The sequence below is a fragment of the Chitinophaga sp. 05T412 genome (genome assembly GCF_056396465.1).
Genome location: NZ_JBFTLN010000006.1, coordinates 36,228 through 58,679, shown reverse-complemented (window position 1 = coordinate 58,679; position 22,452 = coordinate 36,228). Strand labels below are relative to the sequence as shown.

At 44.7% G+C, this 22,452-nt stretch carries 16 protein-coding genes; 5 read left to right on the top strand and 11 right to left on the bottom strand.

The window, feature by feature from the left end:
- Positions 1-34 precede the first annotated feature (34 nt).
- Positions 35-1,870, bottom strand: coding sequence for an ABC transporter ATP-binding protein (locus tag AC1DFM_RS14665; RefSeq protein WP_477077483.1), 1,836 nt, complete (start codon positions 1,868-1,870; stop codon positions 35-37).
- A gap of 59 nt (positions 1,871-1,929) precedes the next feature.
- Positions 1,930-3,420, bottom strand: a complete 1,491-nt coding sequence (locus AC1DFM_RS14660; protein WP_477077482.1) for an aspartyl protease family protein — start codon at positions 3,418-3,420, stop codon at positions 1,930-1,932.
- Between the two features lie 360 nt (positions 3,421-3,780).
- On the opposite strand from AC1DFM_RS14660, the gene AC1DFM_RS14655 reads away from it, so the two are divergent.
- Both AC1DFM_RS14655 and AC1DFM_RS14650 read left to right on the top strand, forming a co-directional pair.
- A complete protein-coding gene (locus AC1DFM_RS14655) occupies positions 3,781-4,992 on the top strand; it encodes a glycosyltransferase family 87 protein (RefSeq protein WP_477077481.1) in 1,212 nt (403 codons plus the stop codon).
- 64 nt (positions 4,993-5,056) lie between these two features.
- Positions 5,057-7,333 (top strand): GH92 family glycosyl hydrolase, encoded by a 2,277-nt coding sequence (locus AC1DFM_RS14650; protein WP_477077480.1) that lies wholly within the window; start codon positions 5,057-5,059, stop codon positions 7,331-7,333.
- A gap of 80 nt (positions 7,334-7,413) precedes the next feature.
- On the opposite strand, the gene AC1DFM_RS14645 is transcribed toward AC1DFM_RS14650, so the two are convergent.
- The 4 genes from AC1DFM_RS14645 to AC1DFM_RS14630 all read right to left on the bottom strand — a co-directional run bounded on the left by AC1DFM_RS14645 (position 7,414) and on the right by AC1DFM_RS14630 (position 12,254).
- Complete coding sequence (locus tag AC1DFM_RS14645) at positions 7,414-8,502, bottom strand: family 10 glycosylhydrolase (protein WP_477077479.1); 1,089 nt, start codon at positions 8,500-8,502, stop codon at positions 7,414-7,416.
- Positions 8,503-8,554: 52 nt separating this feature from the next.
- Positions 8,555-9,655, bottom strand: a complete 1,101-nt coding sequence (locus AC1DFM_RS14640; protein WP_477077478.1) for a carbohydrate-binding family 9-like protein — start codon at positions 9,653-9,655, stop codon at positions 8,555-8,557.
- Positions 9,652-10,041 carry a GxxExxY protein gene (locus AC1DFM_RS14635; protein WP_477077477.1) on the bottom strand — a complete coding sequence of 130 codons (390 nt, stop codon included), beginning with the start codon at positions 10,039-10,041 and terminating at the stop codon, positions 9,652-9,654. Before AC1DFM_RS14635 ends, AC1DFM_RS14640 begins: the two co-directional genes overlap by 4 nt.
- Positions 10,042-10,205: 164 nt before the next feature.
- Complete coding sequence (locus AC1DFM_RS14630) at positions 10,206-12,254, bottom strand: M13 family metallopeptidase (protein ID WP_477077476.1); 2,049 nt, start codon at positions 12,252-12,254, stop codon at positions 10,206-10,208.
- A gap of 151 nt (positions 12,255-12,405) precedes the next feature.
- Here AC1DFM_RS14630 and AC1DFM_RS14625 point away from each other — a divergent pair, with 151 nt between their 5' ends.
- The 3 genes from AC1DFM_RS14625 to AC1DFM_RS14615 all read left to right on the top strand — a co-directional run bounded on the left by AC1DFM_RS14625 (position 12,406) and on the right by AC1DFM_RS14615 (position 14,250).
- Complete coding sequence (locus AC1DFM_RS14625) at positions 12,406-13,581, top strand: DUF5009 domain-containing protein (protein WP_477077475.1); 1,176 nt, start codon at positions 12,406-12,408, stop codon at positions 13,579-13,581.
- A gap of 159 nt (positions 13,582-13,740) precedes the next feature.
- Positions 13,741-13,995 carry a hypothetical protein gene (locus AC1DFM_RS14620; RefSeq protein ID WP_477077474.1) on the top strand — a complete coding sequence of 85 codons (255 nt, stop codon included), beginning with the start codon at positions 13,741-13,743 and terminating at the stop codon, positions 13,993-13,995.
- Between the two features lie 6 nt (positions 13,996-14,001).
- Positions 14,002-14,250 (top strand): hypothetical protein, encoded by a 249-nt coding sequence (locus tag AC1DFM_RS14615; protein ID WP_477077473.1) that lies wholly within the window; start codon positions 14,002-14,004, stop codon positions 14,248-14,250.
- On the opposite strand, the gene AC1DFM_RS14610 is transcribed toward AC1DFM_RS14615, so the two are convergent.
- From AC1DFM_RS14610 to AC1DFM_RS14590, 5 genes are read right to left on the bottom strand one after another with little or no spacing between them, the layout of a single operon-like run.
- Complete coding sequence (locus tag AC1DFM_RS14610; RefSeq protein ID WP_477077472.1) at positions 14,251-16,146, bottom strand: monovalent cation:proton antiporter-2 (CPA2) family protein; 1,896 nt, start codon at positions 16,144-16,146, stop codon at positions 14,251-14,253.
- Between the two features lies 1 nt (position 16,147).
- Positions 16,148-16,753 carry an NAD(P)H-dependent oxidoreductase gene (locus AC1DFM_RS14605; protein ID WP_477077471.1) on the bottom strand — a complete coding sequence of 202 codons (606 nt, stop codon included), beginning with the start codon at positions 16,751-16,753 and terminating at the stop codon, positions 16,148-16,150.
- Positions 16,754-16,786: 33 nt separating this feature from the next.
- A complete protein-coding gene (locus AC1DFM_RS14600; protein WP_477077470.1) occupies positions 16,787-18,637 on the bottom strand; it encodes a chloride channel protein in 1,851 nt (616 codons plus the stop codon).
- 16 nt (positions 18,638-18,653) lie between these two features.
- A complete protein-coding gene (locus AC1DFM_RS14595; protein WP_477077469.1) occupies positions 18,654-19,562 on the bottom strand; it encodes a transglutaminase domain-containing protein in 909 nt (302 codons plus the stop codon).
- 33 nt (positions 19,563-19,595) lie between these two features.
- Entirely contained in the window at positions 19,596-22,199 is a 2,604-nt protein-coding gene (locus AC1DFM_RS14590) for an NACHT domain-containing protein (RefSeq protein ID WP_477077468.1), read from the bottom strand.
- Between the last annotated feature and the right edge of the window lie 253 nt (positions 22,200-22,452).

The following is a 22,452-nucleotide window of genomic DNA, read 5'->3' as shown; positions in this document are numbered from 1 at the left end:
TTCTTTAGGGGGGACGCCAAAAGCGTCCCTCTTTTTATTTGTAGCCTGCAGCCTGTAATTCAAACAGCTCCGCATATCTCCCCTTTTTCGCCAGCAGTTCTTCATGACTACCAATCTCTACTAAAGTGCCATTCTCCAGCACCAGTATGCGATTGGCCATGCGCACGGTGGAAAACCGATGGGAAATTAACACCGCTGTTTTATGGCGGGTAAGATCTGCAAACCGGAGAAATACATTGTATTCCGCACGGGCATCCAGCGCCGAAGTGGGCTCGTCGAGAATCAGTAGTTGGGCATCTTTCATGTAGGCTCGTGCCAGTGCAATCTTTTGCCATTCGCCACCGGATAATTCAATACCCTGATGGAAGCGGCGTCCCAGCATCTGCTGATATCCCTGCGGCATTTTTTCGATGAGCGGATAGGCCAGGCTTTGTTGCGCGGCATCTTCAATCCTCTCCTGGTTGCTGCTTTGGTCAATATTGCCCACTGCAATATTTTGCGATACAGTCATCTGGTAACGCTGATAATCCTGGAATATAACGCCAACATGTATACGTAATTCTTTCAGATCGTATTCCCTGAGGTCAACGCCATCCAATAAAACGCGGCCTTCCACCGGATCGTATAATCGGGATAATAGCTTTACCAGCGTGGTTTTACCAGCGCCATTCTCTCCTACCAGCGCCAGTTTTTCGCCTGCATGTAAGGTGAAACTCAAATGACGAATGGCCCATTTGTCGGAGTTGATATATTTAAACCCTACATTTTCAAATGTAAATCCCTGTTGAATGGGATTTGGAAATGGCCGCGGTTGCACCGGCGACACCATTTTGGGCTGCATCTCAAAATATTCAAACAGGTCGCGCAGGTATAATGCACCTTGTGTTACACTGGAGAAACGAATGAGGATACCCTGAAAAGTAGTGCGCAGCTGCCGGAATGATCCTGCCAGGAAAGCCAGATCACCGATGCTCAGTTGCCCGCTGATGGTACGTAGTATGATGATGACATAAGCGGCATAGTAGCCCGCAGCGCCCAATATCGCGAACACCGTGCCCCAGGTGGCGTCTCTTACCTGAAGGTCTTTTTTATCAGCATAAAATTTATCGGAGATCGTCCGGAAGCGATTAATCAGGAAATTAGAAAGATCAAATACTTTCACTTCTTTCGCCGTTTCATCGCTGGCGCCGAGGTAGCGGATATAGTCCAGCTCCCGCCTGTCTGAGGTTTGGCCCCAGGCCAGTTTGTAGGAGAGGTCGTTGAAATGCGATTCATTTAAGAACGCAGGAATAACCGCCAGCAAGAGTAATAAGATCAGCCAGGGATTGAATAATACAAGGCCCGCTGCCAGAAATATGATGGTGATAATATCCTGTACCTGGCTTAATACCTGCGCCAGTAGTATGGTTCGGCCAGTAGTTTGTTGACGCGCACGCTCCAGTTTATCATAGAAATCAGCATCTTCAAATTGATCTAAATCCAGTGAGGCGGCATGTTCCATGATTTTTACCGAGGTGTGGTTGGCGAAGAGATCGCCCAATAATCCATCCAGCAGGGAAATCACACGCCCCAATCCATCAGATATAATGGCCAATCCAAATTCTATGGCTACCAGCTGCCACAGCCAGGTGGTGGAATGATGGGGATCTTTATTCAACAATACTACCTGGTCTATAATCAGTTTGCCTACATAAAGTAACGACAACGGCATGGCGGATTGCGCTACCCGTAATATACTATTGGCAATTGTAAAACCGGGGCTCGTTTGCCAAACCATACGGAAAAATGCGGGTAGGTTCCGTAAGGCTGCCAGTCGCTCTTTAAAGGTTAATTTTTCGTCCTTGCCAGAACGTCTTCCTTTTGCACTCATGGAAGTAATTTACAAAAATTGTTTCTTCCAACCCGGCCAGCAGGTTGGAAGAAAACAATCTATTCAATATCTACCTTCCACGGCTTCCCGAATTTGTTGATTTCCAGTTGCAGCGGACTGTTTTTCCAGGCAGATAAATACTTTTTGATATTGTCCACATTTTTAAAATCAGCTGCTTTTATACCGTTGATGCTCATCACCACATCTTTAACAGAAGCCCCGCTATTGGCGGCCGAAGATCCGGTAGTAATCTGTTTGATGACCATCTCCCCATTATCAAATCCCCATTGAACATCCCGCAGCCAGAAGTCGGCAGGCTGGAAATAGTTTTTATTGGGCGTAAGATAAAACTGCTTGTCGGCAAGATTGATAATGCAGTTAAAGTTCCGGATCAGTTCAATACCGAAGCTACCATCGCCCGCTGGTGACCACTTTTCATCGCCTTCGCGATAGGATTGCAGGGTGCCGGTGAAGTAATTCAATTGCAGGTCACCTATTTTCAGATAGTCGAAAATGCCGGAGGATACCGGAGAAGAGTGCCCCATGCTATAGTTGGTGCTGTAATACTGCACCTCAAAGTTGTCTGTTAAATGATGCTTGTTTACTGAAGGTCCGAACAGAATAAGTGGATAGCCAGCGCCGGTATCGAAATGAAAATCGCCTTGCACTACTTTTTGGTTATTGAGTTTCACCTCGCCTTTGATACCAGGTACGCCCTGGCTGTAATCCAATGCTACAGCGGTTCCGCCGGTAGGATAGTTGAACTGGCCAAAGGTATACAACCTGATTTCTGATTTATCAAAATCAATTGCGGTAATGTAATTGCGGAGGAAGTTAGCGCCAAATAATCCGTCGAGTTCTTCATCGAAATTGGGAAACAGGGCGCTGTTCTGGTTCGCGATGGTGAGAGTATCAAAGTGCATGTCAATGCCGGAGGCAATGCCAATTTCGGTAGAAGCGCCTACCACACTGGCTTGCTGCTGCCTTTTTGCAACAATGCCCAGTTCATCGGCTACCGATTTTTTGAGTCCCATGCCGTCTGCCCCGGTGTCAAACAGGAAGCGCAGTACCCGTTTGCTATTGTTCAGTGTGAGCTTCAGCACAATCTTTTTCTCCGTAAATTCAAAAGGAATTACTGCTGCCAGCCTGGATGCTTTAGAAAGATCCACGCCATAAAGCCGGTCAAAAAAGCTGATCCGCATAATTTTGCCGGCGCTGTCCAGCGGCAGGGTGGCTTCAAAAGGAGGTTGCTGTTGATAATAACATTTTAGCAAGATGCTTTTGCCTTTTGGCGTGGTGATCACTTTTTTGAATTGTAACTTTTCCAAAGTGTCATAGGAGGTGATCAGTCGTTTCGCGATGCTCAAAGCATGCGGCGCGCCGTAAACGCCTACACTAAAATCTTCCGATAAGTAAGGCAGGATGATGTCTGGCTTCCTGTCCCGTAGGGCGGTCTCCAGTGTTTTGGTGATGCTGGCTGCGTCCTGCGCAATACCAGACAGCGTGATACCCGCCAACAGGCAGGTACACAGCAGTAGTCTCTGTAGCATTTTTTAATGGTGGTTTGGTAAGGCGAAATTATTCTTTAAAATTTATATCATATAACCGCTTATATATATTTAAGCCGTTAATCATTACATTTGAGTTCATGTGAAAAAATCGGGTTTGCTATGATTTTATTGATAAGTTCCTTGGTAATTGGCTGTGCAGTGGTAGTGGCAGCAGTAGTATACGCTATTAATACGCAGTCCAAACAGTGGGCGGAGTCGGAAAATTAGGATCATATCCTTTATTCGTTGCTTCAATACCTGATATTTGCTGATTAATTAGGCTTTCAGTAGGGGGATGCGCGCTGCAGCTGCGTCATACCTGCGTACTGTGGCTTTTTATTTTATCTAGTAACTGTTGATATGCGCGAAAAAAGGAATGTGCTGACTTATCTGGCTGGGCGGGAATGGCTGATCCTCACGTTGTGGTTCGGACTGGCTTTCCTGGGTGCCGTTATGGAAATATCCAGAGGAAATATTAATAATTTTCTGATATTTAAGAATGTATTTTTCCACGTCCTCCATCAGCAACCCCTTTATATCCCCTACCCTGCAGAGTATTACGATGTAAATCTTTATGGACCGGTGTTTAGCATGGTGATAGCGCCATTTGCTGCGCTGGATACGCATATAGGGGCTTTGGTATGGGCGATGTCTGGTGCTGCCGTGCTTTTTTATGCCATTCGTCAGCTGCCGCTTAACCGCATGCAGCAAAATATTATCCTGCTGTTATGTACCCAGGAACTCATGGGAGCCAGCGGATGGTTCCAGCTTAACCAGTTTATTGGCGCCTTTATCATATTAACGTTTACATACACCATCAAGGGAAAGGAGCTATGGGCCGCCTTTTTCATCGTTTTAGGTACGCTTACGAAGTTTTACGGTATTGTAGGACTGGCATTTTTCTTTTTCAGTCCCAACCCAAGGCGCTTTATTAGTGCGCTGTTCTTATGGGGGGCAGTACTGTTTGCCCTGCCCATGATTATTTCTTCTCCCCATTATATCATTAATTGCTATTATGAATGGTATGCTGCATTGGTCCATAAAAATCAGTTGAACCTGGGCGATATACGCAGCTTTCAGGACATTTCTGCAGGTGGCTTTATCAAACGGGTATTTCAAATACCTGAGCTGAACAGCCTGGTGGTATTGATTCCGGCGGTAGTGATATTCCTGTTGCAGTATACGCAGTTGAAGTATCGGTATAATTCCCGCTATCGCTTATACATTTTATGCTCTACCATCATGTTCCCGGTGCTGTTTAGCAGTAGCTCAGAGTCGCCTACCTACATTATTGCCATCCCCGCCATCTGTATCTGGTATGTGATGCAACCAGCTACCAGGTGGAATAACATATTTATCTTTTTTGCCATTTTGTTGGTAAGCTTCTCGCATTCAGACGTGGTAACGCCCTGGGTAAGGAAAAATCTGGCAGTCCCATATGCGCTGAAAGCATTGCCCTGCCTGGTATTGTGGCTCATGATCGCTTATGAGATCTTTACTAAGAAGTTTTTATTGAAGAAAGAAGATGTTACTCCGCCTGTGCGCGAGTTAGCGCCCATCGCCCAATTATAAAAAAATTAACTAAAAAAGTTAATAATCAGGCCGTAAATTGCCAGATTATTAAAGGTTTTTGATTATGAACACGGGATTCAAGATTGGTGGCGCATTGGCGTTATCTGCATTGCTGACTCACGGCATTCAGGCAGATGCTCAGAAGAAGGAAACATTTGTAGAAAGTAAATCAGTAGCTTCAGTAGATCCATACATAGGCTCCGGCGGACATGGACACGTATTCGTAGGCGCCAGCGTTCCTTATGGCGCGGTACAAACAGGACCTACCAATATTGTAAAGGGCTGGGATTGGTGCTCCGGCTACCACTACTCAGACAGTGTGCTGATAGGCTTCTCCCAGATGCACCTGAGCGGCACCGGTATCGGTGACCTCGGCGATGTATTGGTAATGCCTTACACCGGTAAAGTTAGAACCAATAGAGGTACACAGGAAGATCCTACCTCCGGATACGGCTCTCACTACTCCCACAAAGGAGAAACCGTTCGCCCAGGCTACTACGCCGTACAGCTGAACGATTACAACATCAAAGCAGAACTCACCGCCTCAGAAAGAGTGGCTTTACATCGGTATACTTTCCCGAAAGATCAACAGGCAAATATCATCATCGACCTGAAAGAAGGTATCGGCTGGGATGCACCTGTTGAAACTTTTATTCGTCAGGTAGATGAATACACACTCGAAGGTTACCGCTACTCCAAAGGATGGGCGGAGGACCAGCGCCTGTGGTTTGCCATCAAATCTTCTGTGCCGGTAAAACAATTCCTGGTATTTGATGGAGATACCCAACAAACCGGTAATTCCGTAAAATCAAAAACTGCCAAAGGTGTGATCGTTTTCGATAAGTCGCCCGGACAGGTAATGCTGAAAGTAGGCATCTCCCCTGTAAGCAGCGAAAACGCATTGGCTAATATCAAGGCGGAAATTCCAGGATGGGACTTCGCTAACGTAGTGAATAGCGCCAATGCCAAATGGGATAAAGAATTATCCAAAGTAAAGATCGAAACAAAAGACGAGGCCGCACGCCGCGTATTCTATACCGCACTGTATCATACCATGATTGATCCTGCTTTGTTCAATGATCATGATGGCAGCTACCGCGGCACCGACAAAAAAGTATATCCTAATCCAGGCTTCGATAACTATTCTGTTTTCTCACTCTGGGATATCTATCGCTCTTGCGCGCCATTGAGTACCATTCTGCATCCTGATAAAGTGAACAGCTTTGTAAACTCTATGCTCGCTATCTACAAACAGCAGGGTAAATTACCCATCTGGCACCTGAATGGTAACGAAACCAATTGCATGGTGGGCTATCATGCCGTACCGCCAATTGTGGATGCTTACCTGAAAGGCTATACCGGCTTCAATGCAGAAGATGCATTTGCTGCCATGAAAGCCTCTTCCACCCGCGATGACCTCGGCGTGAAATACGTGAAAGAATTAGGCTATATCCCTGCCGATAAAGAATATGAATCCGTTTCAAAAGCGCTGGAATATGCTATCGACGACTGGTGCATCGCTGCCATGGCTAAGAAAATGGGCAAAACAGCCGACTACGAATACTATAAAAAGCGTGCAGGCTACTATAAAAACTATTTCGATAGCAGCATCCGTTTTGTACGTCCACGTATGAGCGATGGTAGCTTCAAAACACCTTATGATCCGTTTAACTCTATCCACGAGAAAGGCGATTTCACTGAAGGTAACGGCTGGCAATATACCTGGCTGGTGCCACAGGATGTAGAAGGATTAATCCACCTCATGGGCGGCGACGATGCCTTCACCCGTAAACTCGATAGTCTCTTTACTGCCAAAGGCGATATGGGTGCAGAAGCGTCCAGCGATATATCCGGTCTGATTGGTATGTATGCACACGGTAATGAACCTAGTCATCACGTTACCTATATGTACCCATTTGCCGGTTACCAATGGAAAACCGCAGAGAAAGTAAGACAGGTAATGAAAGAATTCTATTTCGATAAACCAGATGGATTGGCCGGTAATGAAGATTGCGGCGCCATGTCATCCTGGTATGTGTTTTCTTCCCTGGGCTTCTACCCTGAAAACGCTGCCAGCGGTGTATATGTATTAGGCAGTCCGCTGTTTGATAAAGCCACCATCAATGTAGGCGGCGGTAAAACATTCACGGTACAGGCCATCGGTAACAGTCCGGAGAATATTTATATTCAAAGCGTTACCCTCAATGGAAAGCCTTACAGCAAAAGCTTTATCACACACCAGGATGTGATAAAAGGCGGTACCATGGTAGTGAAAATGGGCAACAAACCTAACTACGATTTCGGTAAAGCTGCAGCAGACAGACCTGCTAATGTGTTGTAAAAACCGGGAATAAGATAAAAGAAAAGGGAAGATATAGCCAGCTATATCTTCCCTTTTCTTTTATCTTCTAAAAAATCTGCTTACGCACTTTCTCCCAATACCCGCAGTACTTCCGGCGTTACTTCACCAAAAATAGACACCCCGGCAGCGCCATTTTGAATGGCTAATCTCACTGCTTCCGCTAACTCTGTATAGTTGCCGTGGAAGTCGGGCAAATAAAGACCTGCATACAGCGGGAATGCGCCATGTAATCCTTTTACGCCTTCTGCTACGGCATCGCCAATCCAGCTCACATTTTCACGATAGAAGCCATGATAAATCATAGGGCATACTGCATTCAACGGCCAGTTGGTCCAGTCTTGCCGCACAATGCGTTTGGCAATTTCTGGCGTAGGGAATACTGCTGCAGAGATGGGCTTCTTATGTTGCCGCGCTACCTGTGCCAGATTGTTCACTACATTGGTAATACGATCATAGCGAAACTTGCGCCAGGAAGGGCTTTGGTCGGGATGCTCTATCTGCAGCGGATCAATACCATTCTTTTCTTTATAGGCATTGCGGCATTGTTCGCAGTAGCAGAAATCATATTCCGGCAATTCTTTCGACTGATCAATACCATAATGGCTCCAGAGGTTTACAGGTAATATCACATCGCAGAAGCGTACATAATCCAGGTGAATACCATCTACATAATCCAGGGAAAGACTCTTTTCCACCTGGCTTTTCAGGTAGTTCACCACTTCGGGTTTGCTGGGGCATAGCCATCTGTAGTAGTCTACATAAGGTGGATGATCTGCGCAGGATTCGCCTTTACGGTTTTTCGCATACCACTCCGGATGACTGGCCAGCAAGTCTTTCTCACCACGATTCATGGTCCATATCCAGCGATGTGCTTTGATACCGTTGGCTTTCGCAGTTTTGAAATGCAGTTCGCTGTCAGCTTCAAACATGATATCCGTGATGCCTGCTTTTCTGTAAGTGGCATACCTGGCCTGCAATACAGCGGCAGTATCTTTAAAGTCAGGATTAATCCACACACGGTGTTGTACCGCCGTTTTCTCCAGACGCGGCGCCTTATTATCAGTGGCGGCAGCACTTACCGGCAAAGATGGCTTCATTAATGCCAATCCGCCGATACCTAATGATTTAATAAAAAGACGTTTGTCCATATCCGTTATTTTCTGTTTTTTAAAACGTTCCTGCAGCTGGCCAGGTTACAATTTATTTTCTGTCGCTGGTTACTTTCCCTTCCTGATTAATACTCACTGTTCCCCGGAAATTGCTGCCGGTAATACTGGCAGTAAATTGTGTAGAGATGCCTTCCATCGACAAACTATATACCTGTCCGTTGGCGCCGGTTTCTTTAGCAGGAATTTTCAATGCTTCCAGGTTAGCGGCATATTTGCCATTGCTGTATCTATAAGCCAGTTGTGCATAGTAAATCTTCCACAGGTAAGCTTTGGCATCCTCTACTGCGGGTAGTTGAAACTCAGCTTTGGGTTGTGTGGTAAACAGCAGATAGCCCCATCTTTCAGGTGCATGCATGTTAATGATATCCTGCGGTGACCATACCCAGTTGTTTTCTGGTTTTTGTTGCTTTACATATTCGCCGTTTTTAATATCGGTGTCCCACTCTACCCTGGAAAAATTAATCCGCCATAATGTGTTGTCGGTAGGACGTGCGTTGTTATTGAAGAAGCTGAGCGCGGTAAAAGGAATGGCCATTTCTACGGTCCATTCTTTATCCGTGTCTTTCGCATTATTAAGTGTACCGTTTACGTGTACCGCCGTGCGAATGCCTTTAGTATCCCAGTTCAGGAGGGCTTCACCTCCATTACGATAAGGCTTGCCCATAAAGAGGTCCATAACAGTATTAAGGGCATTGATCTCTATTTCATAATATTGATGGGTATCGCCATCGGGGTCAATGAATACTTCAAAGTCGTTGTCATGAAAAATGATGGCGTCGTGATCGCGCAGGGTGGCCCATATATGCGGTTCCTGCAGTTCTGCAGCAATATAAAGGTATTGATCATCCCACATCATTTTTACCCGGGTACGCAGCCGGGGTACGGGTTTGGCTTTCCCTTCAATATCTTCAAAATCTGCGCTCCATGCTGCTTGTTTCCAGACCGCTTCATCTATTTTACCATCAATGGTTACACTACCTTTGGCCTGATAGCAGATGTAGTGTTTAGGTATGCTGGTAAAGGGTTTGAAGGCATCAGAGAAGGTCTGGGCGAAGGTTGTCTTCCCCAGGATTATACTGATTATACTGATTATGCCGATACTCTTTTTTAGAAATGGATATTTTGTTTTCATTGACATTTATCGTTGAATAGTCGTCTAAATTCAAGGCTTGAGGTGCCAAAGTTAATAAGTAATCCTGTTTCCACATTGTAAGCTTTAAGATAACTTCTTGCCTGCGATAAATGTACTTGCTCTGTAATTGCTAATGCTTTTAGTTCTACACAAACAACATTTTCAACAATAAAGTCAGCTCTACGCCCTCCCACATATAGCCCATCGTAATATATTGGGCTTTCCTTTTCTCTTTCGAAAGTAATTCCCTTTTTTGTCATCTCAATAGCCAATGCACGTTGATATATCACCTCTTGAAATCCAGGACCTAGTGTCCGATGAACATGCATAGCACATCCTATTATTTTACCAGTAAGCGCAGAATGCTTGTAGTCGGGGTTAATCATAAAGTAAGTGAAGGTTAAACAAACAATTCTCCCAATTTAGCTCATTCACCACATTAAAAAAAGAGCCGGAATAAAATCCGGCTCAAGAAGTATAAAAAATCAACTGGAAATCAAAAAAAGAAAATCAGTCTAATCAGTCTAATCCTGATCCAGACAAAAACTCGCTACCAGATCCGCACTCTCACGCTATCCGCTCTATACATTCCATCTCCTGGCTTAAGGCCATATACTTCATAAAAAGCATCAACATCACTAAACGGTCCATTTACCCTGTATTTGGCAGGTGAATGTACATCGGTCAGTAACTGCTTAGCCAATGCTTCTTTTTTAGTATGCCCTAACCATCCCAATGAATAGCCCATGAAGTAGCGTTGCGCTGGAGTGTAGCCCGCAATTTTTTCGTTTTTCTTATACTGTTCAGTTTTCTTGAAGGCTTCCCATCCCAGCAATATACCACCCAGGTCAGCGATGTTTTCGCCGAGCGTGGCTTTACCGTTGATGTGTAAACTATCTACTACTACGTAGCCGTCKAATTGTTTTACCATTACGGCAGCACGATCATTGAATTTCTTTTCATCTTCTTTGGTCCACCAGCTTTTCAGGTTACCAGCAGCATCAAATTGTCTGCCTTCATCATCAAAGCCGTGTGTGATCTCATGGCCAATGGTAGACGCGCCGGCATAGCCATATACAACGGCATCATCCAGTTCTTCGTCGCGCTTACCAGGAACGGTGAAGATACCAGCAGGCAATACAATTTCATTGTTGCTGGGGTTATAGTAGGCGTTGTACGTTTGTGGCGTCATATCCCATTCTGTACGATCTACCGGTTTGCCCAGTTTGGCAATGCTGTAGTTTAACCACCAACGGTTGGCAGCACGTACATTCTCATAGTAGGATTGATCCTTGATATCCATAGCAGAGAAGTCTTTCCACTTGTCAGGATAACCTACTTTCTTGGTAATTTTCGACAGCTTATATAATGCTTTTTGTTTGGTGCTATCACTCATCCAATCCAGGTGTTCGATACGGGTTTTCAGTTCTCCGCGTATTTCTTCTACCAGGTTTTCATATCTCTTTTTAGCAGTGGCGTTAAAGAATTCTTTCGCAAAAAGTTGACCCAGTGCTTCGCCGATAGCGCCTTCTTCTGCATCCAGTACGCGTTTCCAACGAGGTTTCTGTTTGTCTTGTCCTCTCATCAGGGTACCATAAAAGGCAAAGTCAGTGCCGGCAATGGTATCGCTTAAAGTACTGGCAGCGCTGTTGATGAGGTTCCACTTCAGATAATTTTTCCAGGTAGCGAGTGGCTGTGATTTCAGCGCGTTGCTTAAAGTCGTATAAAATTCCGGTTGACCAACAATCACGGTATCCGCGTATTGTGTAATACCTTGTTGTTTGATGAAGTCTGCCCAGTCAACGTTGCCGGCAATTTTGTTCAATTGGGTTACCGCCATTTTGTGGTAGTTAGCTTCCGGATCACGGAGGGCTTCCAGTTTACGGCTGGATTTGGCCAGTACGGTTTCCAGTGCTACTATTTCCGCTGCAGCTTTTTTAGCGGCGGTGCTGTCCATACCAGTGAATTGCAGCATTTTCGCCACATGCGCCGGATAGGCATTTCTTATTTTAGCAGTGCGCTCATCGGTATTAAAGTAATAATCGCGGTTAGGTAAACCTAAGCCTCCTTGTCCAAACTGTACAATGATTAACTCGCTGTTTTTGGCATCTTGTCCTATGCCCAGGTCACAGAGGGAGTTGGTATAGTGGTGCATTTTTGCGGCCAGTTGTACCAGTTGCTGCAGATTGGTAACGGCATCAATAGCTTTCAATCCTTCCTCAATAGGCTTGATCCCATCGGCATTGATTTTCACCGAATCCATACCACTTTTCCAGAAAGCGGCAATTTTTTTAGAAGTAGCATCAGTAGGGGCTTCCGCTGCTTTTTCGTTGATGGTACGAAGACGTTTATATAACTCTTCCTGTACCAGGTTACCAATTCCCCAGGCGCTATATTCCGCAGGAATAGGATTGCGTTTTATCCAGCCACCGTTGGCGTAGTCAAAGAAATCTTGCGCGGGATTAACCGTGCTGTCTACGTTGGCAGCTACGGCATCTGGTGTAGCTTGTTGGGCATCAGCGCTTTTTTGTCCCTGGTTGCAGGCTACAAAACAAGCCATACTGGCTATGCCTGCTCCGGTAAGGATATACTTCATCATAAGCTGTAAAGGATTTTGTTGTCGGGAGAAAGGTAATTATTTTTTTGTGACCTACCGGGGTAAAAAGGGCTAATGGTAGGAGGATAATTTAAAGTAAATATTCATTTTATGTTGTATTTTGTTTGGAAGTCAACTCCTAACCCACTACACTATGATCAACAGACTTACATCTGGTCGTATTTTATCCATCGATGCATTTCGCGGTATCACTATTCTTGTCATGATTTTCGTGAATAGCGTATCCGGTGTAAGCGGTATTCCTTCCTGGATGCAACATGCACTGGGGCCGGAAGACCGGATGACATTTGTAGATGTGGTGTTTCCTGCCTTTCTTTTCATTGTGGGCATGTCCATTCCATTTGCTATTAACAGCCGTTTAGCAAAGGGCGATAGTTTCTGGCAACTACAACAGCATATTGCCTGGCGCACATTGGGGCTGTGGGTATTAGGTATTTTCATGGTCAATGCAGAAGAATTAAATGCATCGGCAACCGGAATGAGTACGGCGTTATGGGCGTTGTTGTTTTATGCGTGTGCCATACTGGTATGGAATGTATACACGTTCCAGCAACGCTGGATAGGTTGGGCGCTGAAAGGTATTGGGCTGCTGGGATTACTGGTGTTGGGAATTATTTATCGCGGCGGTGATGGAACCGCGCGCTTAAGTCCGCAGTGGTGGGGCATTCTGGGATTGATAGGTTGGGCTTACCTATACGCTTGTATTATTTATCAATTGTTCAAAGGTAATGCGGGTGGTATCATGTTGATGATTGCTGGCTGTATTGGTGGCTATATATTTCTTCAGCATCATCATAACAGTTTGAGCATATTTACTTCACAAAGCCGGAATATGGCGCATGCTTCCATCGTATTGTGTGGAATGGTGGTATCATTGTTTTATTTTGATGAAGACCTGGGTTTAAAAGGTAGTAAGCTAGTGTCCAGGGTGACTGGATTCTTAATTATTATTTTGGTGGCAGCATTCTTCCTGCGACCGGCATTTCAGGTATCGAAAATTCGTGCAACGCCCAGTTGGTGTTTGTATAGCGCAGCTATTTGCATCGCTGTATTTTCTATTTTATATTTTTTAATAGATGTAAAACGTATCAGCAAGTGGACCACATTTTTCCGTCCTGCAGGAAGTAACCCCCTGCTCACGTATATCCTGCCCGACATCGTTTTTTATGGTATGCTGTTGGCCGGAGTTGGCTTGCCGGCTGTATTGGAACAAGGAATTCCTGGTATCCTCTGGTGCGCCTTTTTTGCAGTAGCCATGTTGTTTGTCGTTAAAGTTTTAAATAAGCTGGGAATCCGTCTACAACTGTAACATTCGGATATTCTCCCCCGTTATAATACGCGTAATGTAGAAATATATCTACGTGAAAACACAACGGTACACCTGAATACCAGTCAGTAATGTGATGGCATTTCGTTTGTCTCCATTACTACGGGTACAAAATTGTTTTACCCCAAAAAAAGTTCCCCCATGAAAAAAATCGCCGTGATATTGGTGATCGCAGGAGTGATTTTAGCTATCTTAGCGCAGTATGCCTACATCAACGACTGGGTATGGTTTAAAGTATTCCATACGTTGGGATTCATAGGCTACATATTTATCATCAGCGGTCTTGCTTATTTTTCCCTGTGGTTAATTCATCAGTTTTCACGAGATGAAAGAAACAGGATGAAGCGTTACCACCACCGTCATAGCGGTGAGGAAGCCAATACTGCGCAACAGTAACAGTTTATGTCAGATATTTTCACGCTCAAGTTTGAATATAAAGGTCATCCGCATATCGTGGAAGTGCAAACAGGTCATCAGCAATTTAAAACCGTGTATAAGGTGACGATTGCCGAACATGAAATAGTTTTTGAGCCAGATGAAGAAGGCTTTGTGCGGGCGATCTCCAGCAAACCATTACACGATCACTTAAATACAGTTGATGTCGGGCTGTTACACCGGGTAGCGGAATTGATTGTGGAGCATATTCAATAATCATGAGGAGGCAGCTTCATTGCTCTCTCCCCTGATTTCATCCCGTAATGTTTCCGGGTCCCAGCCCTGCCCTTCGTCCAGCCAGGTTTTTACACGATCAGAAGAAATGAGTTTTTCCATTTCTTCAATGCGCTCTTTCATGGAGTTGATGTACTGTTTTTTATCATCGCGCAAAGCGGACAGGCCTTTCAGTGTACGTTCATCCTGCCGGAAGAAGGTACGGGCAGCGCGTTCGCTATGATACGCCCGTTGCCCCAGCATGCGTAAAGCGTCAACGCCTACACGCAGTGAGGTGTCTACTGTTTCCCGGTAAATATGCAGTACCCCCAGGTCCATCAGTTCAAAGGTATCCTCATTATTTTCAGCTCTTACCAGCAATTGCAGATGAGGGAAATATCGTTGTGCCATCTTTACAATGTCGCGGGTTTGCTCCGGATGATCAGTAGCAATAATCAGCATTTTAGCATCGGCGGCGCCCGCAGCTACGAGTAGGTCATAGCGGGAGGCATCTCCATAATATACTTTAATACCCATGTTATGTAAAGCATCTACCCGGTCAGAGTCCAGGTCAAGAATAGTGGCATTAATACCATTGGCACGAAKAAACCGCCCCGTCATACTTCCAAAACGGCCGAAACCGGCTATAATCACCGGGTTCTTTTCATTAATAGTATCCGCTTCCCGCTCTGCGGTTACTTCAGAACGGGTAGAATAAGGCTGTATCACTTTTTCGTATAGTAACATGATCAATGGCGTAAGTGCCATACTAATGGCTACCACAGCCGTCATCATAGCACTCATCTCTGCACTCATCAAATGCGTTTGACTCGTAAACGATAACAACACAAATGCAAATTCTCCGATATCCGCCAGCGCAAAGGCAAACAGCATATTCTGATCTAAGTTCAGCTTAAATATTTTACCCAATATCAGCAGCACAATACCTTTTAATACCATAATACCGACTACTAAACCCATGATCAGCCAGGGTTGCGCCATGATCAGCTTAAAGTCGATAGAAGCGCCTACGGCAATGAAAAATAGGCCCAGCAACAACCCTTTAAAAGGTTCAATATCACTTTCCAATTCATGACGATATTCACTGTTGGCAAGTACTACACCACCTAAAAAGGCGCCCAGTGCGGAACTGAGTCCCACGAGATTCATTAGCACGGCAATGGCCACTACCATCAATAATGCAGTAGCGGTAAATAATTCACGTACCCGCGTACGGGCTATAATCCGCATGATAGGCCGCACGAGGTACCTGCCAGCAATAATAATAGCAGCTACTGCACCTAATACCACTAGCGTTTGTCCCCAGCCAGGCAGGTTATCACGCAGTGAATGTGTATGAGAGGTTTCTGCGGCCGCATTGCCCGCCAGTAAAGGGAAAACCGCCAGCATCGGAATCACGGCGATATCCTGAAATAGTAATACCGAGAAGGCGCTTTGTCCTGCAGCAGTACCCATCCACCCTTTTTCATTCAGCGTTTGTAACACAATAGCCGTAGAGGAAAGCGATAAAATCATGCCCAACGCCAGTGATGTATTCATGGGCTGCCCAATTAGGAAGGCAATACCCGCTATGGCAGCAGCACTCAACACCACCTGTAGTCCGCCCAGCCCGAGAATAGACGCCCGCAATCGCCATAATAGCGCCGGTTCCAGCTCTATTCCAATTAAAAATAACATCATCACTACGCCAAATTCCGCGAAATGCATGATGTCTTCTCCCTCTCTTCCTATAAAACCCAGCAGCGATGGACCTATAATAATACCCGCTATCAGGTAGCCTAAAACGGCGCCCAGCCCCATTTTCTTGGCCAGCGGTACAAATACAATGGCCGCAGCCAGGTATACCATCGACTGAAATAAGAGTGAATGTTGATCCATGTTAACGGGTTTGTGCGGGTAGTTGAAGAATTTGATTCAGATAGTTCAAATCAGGTAGCGGCGTTGGATCAAATTTTTTGTCGGTTAACTTTTCCAATACCTGTGTCAGCGCAACTGCATCTTCTTTGATATCCGAAATATCCTGGCGGTGCACGCCATAAATTACATAGGGTGCTATATAATGCATGTTACACAACTTCGCCGTTTGCGAAAATGGGAGCAAAAACTCATGTATCGTATGCCCATGATGGCCTTCCGGATGATAAGATTGCTCCGGACCGCCGGCACTGATAATGTTGCCGAAATATTTTCCCTGCAATGCTTTGCCCGTATGGCCATATGCCCAGCCGTGTTCCAGCACCAGATCCTGCCATTGCTTGATAATGGCTGGCGCACTATACCAATAAAATGGATGCTGCAGGAATATAATATCATGTTGCTCTAATAGCTTTTGTTCACGTGCTACATTAATATCCAGGTCAGGGTATTGCTCATAAAGGTCGTTGAAAGTAATGCCTGGTATACCTTTGATGGCATGTACCAGCTGCAGTTGTACCCTGGATTTCTCCAGTGCAGGGTGTGCAAAATTTATCAGAACCTTGGCCATTTGTAAATCAGATGTTTGATGATAAAAGCAGTGCTATCCTTCAGAATATTCCTGTAATAATAGTCTGTATTTATTAAGAATACTGGATTTGGAGATAAAGCCTATCAGTCGTTTATCCTGTACCACGGGCAGGTTCCAGGCTTGTACCTCATCAAATTTTTTGATGACCGTGTCAATATTATCTTTTAAAGATACCACTGCCGGCGGCGGTTGCATTAGCTTCTTAACAGTCACAATATCATAAAGTTCCGGATTAAACATAATCGGACGGATATCATCCAGCGTAATAATGCCTTCAAACAGTTGTTGGTGGTTAATGACTGCAATAATATTTCTATGTCCTTCTTTTACCAGCTCAATAAGTTGACGCAGTGTAGCATCAATAGAAATCAGTTGCACATCTTTTTCAATCACGTCTTCCATCTTCAGGAGCAGCAGGATGTTTTTGTCGTGCGCCCTGGTAAATACTTTCCCTTCTTTTGCCAGTTGTTTGAGTTCCGGAGAGATGGGCGAAAACCATTTCGCCATCAGAAATGAAATGGTGGAAACAATCATCAACGGAATAAAGAGATCATATCCGGAGCTGGATTCAGCAATCAGGAAGATGGCGGTAAGCGGCGCATACATTACCCCGGCCATTACCCCCGCCATTCCTACAATCACGAGGTTGGTCACCGGAATATCCGTCAGCCCCATTTGCTGGCATACCATCGCATAAAAGAAACCCAGAAATCCGCCGGCAAACAGCGAGGGAGCAAAGTTACCGCCATTACCACCGCTCTGGATAGTTACCGAAGCAGCCAGCGCTTTTAATAAGCACACACAGCCGGTAAAAACTACCAGCATCCAGCTTTGCATGGGGAGGTACCGGAAAAAGCTGTTCTGTAAAATAGCTTCTCCATTGCCGGAGGCCAGCGATTTTACACTGGTATATCCTTCCCCGAATAAAGGAGGTAAGGCCACGCAAAGTGCCGACACCAGGATACCTCCGAGTATAGCCCGCTGTAAGGCTGTCCATTTAAGGTGATGGAAAAAATGTTCTATTTTTTGGGAGATGACTACATAATATCTCGCATAAAATCCACTGATAATTCCCAGGGCTATATAGTAGGGAACATTGTGATAATTGAAGGCCACACGCGATTCGAAATGAAACAGGGCTTCTTCCTGCAAAATTACTTTCGATAACAAACTACCACATACGGCAGCAACAACCAAAGGCATGAAGTCGGAAAACACAACACCGGTCAGCAATATTTCGAAGGCAAACATCATCCCGGCAATGGGCGCATTAAAGGCAGCGGCAATACCTGCCGTAGCGCCGGCAGCCAATAGCAGTGTTCGTTCTTTATAGCCAAGGTGATAGGTGCGCGCGAAATTAGAGCCCAGCGCGGCGCCGGTCACCGCAATCGGACTTTCCAATCCGGCGGAACCTCCCAATCCCACTGTGATGGCGCTTTGTACAATCTGAGAATACATTTTTACCGGTGGAATMAGGCTGGAGTTCAGTGCTATTTCGTGTAGTATCGCAGGAATGCCTTTCCTCGACTGACCTTTGAAAAACCAGATCACCATTAAGGTAGTCAACACAATTCCCAGAAACGGAAACACCAGGTAAAAAATAACCTGCGTTTGGAAATGTACTTTGTAGGTGATGATATAATGAATGTAGTGAACCAGGCTTTTTAAAATAACCCCGGCCAATCCAGCGCTACAGCCTACCAATATACCGGATAGCAACAGAAACTGCTGACGGTTCATTTTACTATGCAACCAGTGTAGCACCAGTTCATAGCTTTTAGCCCGCCTTAAACTGTACTGTTCGAAATCCTTTTTAAATCGAAAAAATTGATGGTACTTCCGGAGGCGGCTAAATTTACTCATGCAGCAAATTTAAGGATCAGAGCTCAATCAGTGCATAAACTTTATCATTCATGTATGGTCCGCCGGGATGCCGGGCGGTGTAGTCCAGGTTAATCCAGTATTCACCTTTTAATTCGTGGTAGTATATTTCCGTCACCACGGGCTTCGGGAAAAGCGTGACGATGGCTTGTTTCATAATTTCAAAATCTTCCCTATCTCCACAATACAATTCCGGGTAAGCATGTCCTTTGATCAGTACAATACGGCAGCGGGCGCCAATGGACTGCAGGCAGGAAGTCATTAAAATAGAGTGATCATCGCAGTCGCCGCCCAGTCCATTTTTAATTGTTTCCTGTGGCGTGGCAAAATATTCGTCGCGACGGGAATCCAGTACATATTTAAAATGACTGTTGATATAGCGGAATAGCGAGAGAAAGCGGGTGATTTTTCCGTATTTATAGAAATATTGGTCGTAATAATCGAGGGAGTGTTGTACAGAGAAGTTACGGACTACTGAATCCTGGAAATTGATTTTTTCCCGTATACCCCTCACCGTTTTATCGCGATAGCTCTCTACCCTTCTGGGATAGAAGCTAAGGATATCCTGCTGTTTGCTGTCTTTGGCGCTGAGGTTACCCCGCACCATGCCTTTATAATCGTTGAGTACATTGTTGAAAGTATAGCGACCGGTATATTTATTAAATACCATTACGCTGCAGGCGAATAGAAATACAGGAATGATGAGTGGACGGAATATCCAGCGGAGCAGATATACCACACAAAAGCTCGCGGCCACTGCTACCAACAAGTCCACATGCCATCCATTGGCAACCAGTGGAGGAATAAAACGGTTAATGTAAGGTGCAAGTAGTGCTAACGTTAACAGACTCAATAAATTGAGCAGTAGTAACTGTACCCGCRTGTATTTGCTTTCGTCAATGGCCATTATGCTACGCAATAAAGCAAAATTATGCCATAATTATCGCGCAAAATTTGAAACTGCCTGTTTAAAAGAAGTACTTTTTCTGATGAGTTCTATTTGCTGTACGGTATCATTTTTCTGTTTATCCATCTGCAATTCCTGATAGATTTTATTCAGCAAACCAAAATTCATCAGCGCCAGTACTTTGAAATCCAGCTTTTGTGCATTCTCTACGGCTGTTTCGGCAGTGCGGATGGCCTTGTTGAATTCGTGTTCATTAAAATAAACACCGGCGTATAGCAACTTCTGCACAGATTCCAGGTATTTGCCGCCGAAATAGTCGGAGGAATATTTCTTAATTACCTGGTCGGTATGTCTGCAAATTCGTGCAGCCGACGCCGTTTGTCCTAATCCAAGGTAGGCCTGTGCCTGCCAGCAAAGAAGGGTCAAACGGAGAGAATCTGTTTTACGATGTTGTAAGGAAGGGTACGTTTMGAATATACTGGTGGTGAAATTCAGCAGATGTTCATGGTCTTCCAGCAGCGTAAATACAATACCCATATTCCGGAACACAATTTCCTGTGGTTCGGTGATTGGTTTTTTCCCGCCTTTCGCGCCTGTCCAGTAGCGGAAATAGTTGTAAATCTTCTCCCGGATATCTTCATTAACGATACCAAATTTGAGGAATTCATAAATGAACAGTTGTATTTCATAAGGAGTTACCCACAGTTCATCTTCAAATTCATCGGCGTTGTATATCTTTTTAATATTGTTAAGCTCTACTTCACATTGCTCTGCATCCAGTTGAAGCAGGGCCATGGTGAAGAGTTTGCTCCTGATTTTAAGTTTATCTTCCCGGGCTTCCGCCAGTCCGAGCAGTGCCGTTAGAACTTTCCTTTTTCTGAAATGAATAAATTCATCGCTGATAAAGGGTCCTATCGTGTTCTTTTTAAAGAAGCCTGCCGGGAAGATAGATTTAAGTTCTCCCTGGTTATTGCCATCATGTTGGTAATGTAGTACGAGGTATTCCAGCAGATGGGATTTTTCTATATTGGATAATGGTAAATGCAACATTTTGATGATGCCATCAATCTGGGCATGATTGATAGCATAGCGTAACAGCCATCTGAAAACGCCGATCCGATAAGGAGATTGTGGCAGATGTGCCAGTATGGCCATCAGCAGGGATTCATTGATTTCCTGACCGTTTTGTTTCAGGTAATGCATGGCCACAAAATATTCCAGCAGCATGGTATGGGCGAAGCGCACCTTTACGTTGAACATAATTTCCTGGCTCAGGTTTTCTTCTACCAGGATATTATCTGCCAGTAATTCCTTGTAAGCGGGGAATAATTCGGCGTTTTGCGTGAGCAACAGGTTTTTATCTGTATAAATACCGGTTCTGCCGAGATCCAGCAGGGCCAGTAATTTTTCAATGATTTTTATTTTGAAAGAATTGCTTTGCGAGTTGAACACCCTGTTTTGAATGAATCGCGAAACAATCTCGAATAAGCTGAGGTGTTCATCTACAAATGTTTGATCCGGGCCTGTATTTAGCTGGCAGAACAACTGCAGATAATATGGATACCTTAATTTCTGAAGGAAGGTTTCAGAAAAGAGGCGTACGGTGGCTGGATCAAATTGATGGTTATATAATATGGACTTCACCTCCTGCTCTGTCAGCTGAGGCATATTGATATTGGTTTCTTCATCCATTTCGGCGCCCAGGTACCAGTAGCGCCGGAAGGCGGGGTACTGTTGTGAGTGCTGGAATATTTCTGACCAGGTACTGCTCCGGATAGAAAGAATCACTTTCACCCATGGATACAGGTCGTTGGAGTATACAAAGTCTTCCAGTTTGGAATAGAGCACACGAAGCTTTTCACCGGCAACGGCAATTTCATCAAATCCGTCTATTATTAATATAAGGCGTCCCCCCTTCTTATCGAAGTGGCTGGCGAAGTATTCGCGGAAGTTTTCACCGTTGCCCAGGTTCATTTGATTATCCAGCCAGGTGGAAAGGGAAAAGCCTTTCAGCAGCAGGCTGCCGGCAGCATGGGCATGAATAAACCAGCAGATATCTCTTTTATACCGGGCTTCTCTTCCAAACCAGCAATGTTCAGCCATGTGAACGAGGGCGAGCGATTTACCCCATCCGGATGGTGCAATTAAAGCGGTAGCTGCATAATCGCTTTCCAGGAACTTCTCAATGTGTGCATTACAATACGGCCGGTGTACGGTGTACGGGAAGGCAATACCTGAGYGGTTTTTGAGGGTAAGGATGGTGTAGTGGGAAACGGCATCCGCTTTACTTTTAAGGTCGAGCCATTTGGTTGGATCGAATACAGGAACATTCGGGTTCTCGCTGGTGAACATCGGTTCACTGTTGAGTATCCTGTAATGATGTTGCTGAAAATCGTCCCAGTCCTTATACTGGCAGTATTGCGAAAGCGTGTTCAACGTATATCTGGAGAAGCTGTGTTGAGCCACAGCAAAACCAAACACCCGTTTGAGCGTAGTTTCGCTCACCAGTTTCGTGGTGTCATCCAATATGGACTGAGAGAGATGTTTGCAATCTCCTGGTAGTATGACTTCAACACCGAACCTGCGCAAAACTTCGTTCTGCAGAGTGACGATAAAGTCATAGGATAGATCAATCATAGGGGACAATAAAATGGATTTTCGAATTGTCGGTACTTTTTTAATTACGTATGGTATCTGCGTTTAGATTTACCAAAAGTCGAATGAACAAAATGAACAGAAAATATTAAACTGAATTATATATATAAAAATAATAAATAAGATTCGCGCGCACTTTAATTATAATCTGAATACCATATATAAATATGAGTATTACAATATACTATTATTATATAAAATATTATTATATATTATTTTTTTGTTTTTTGACCGT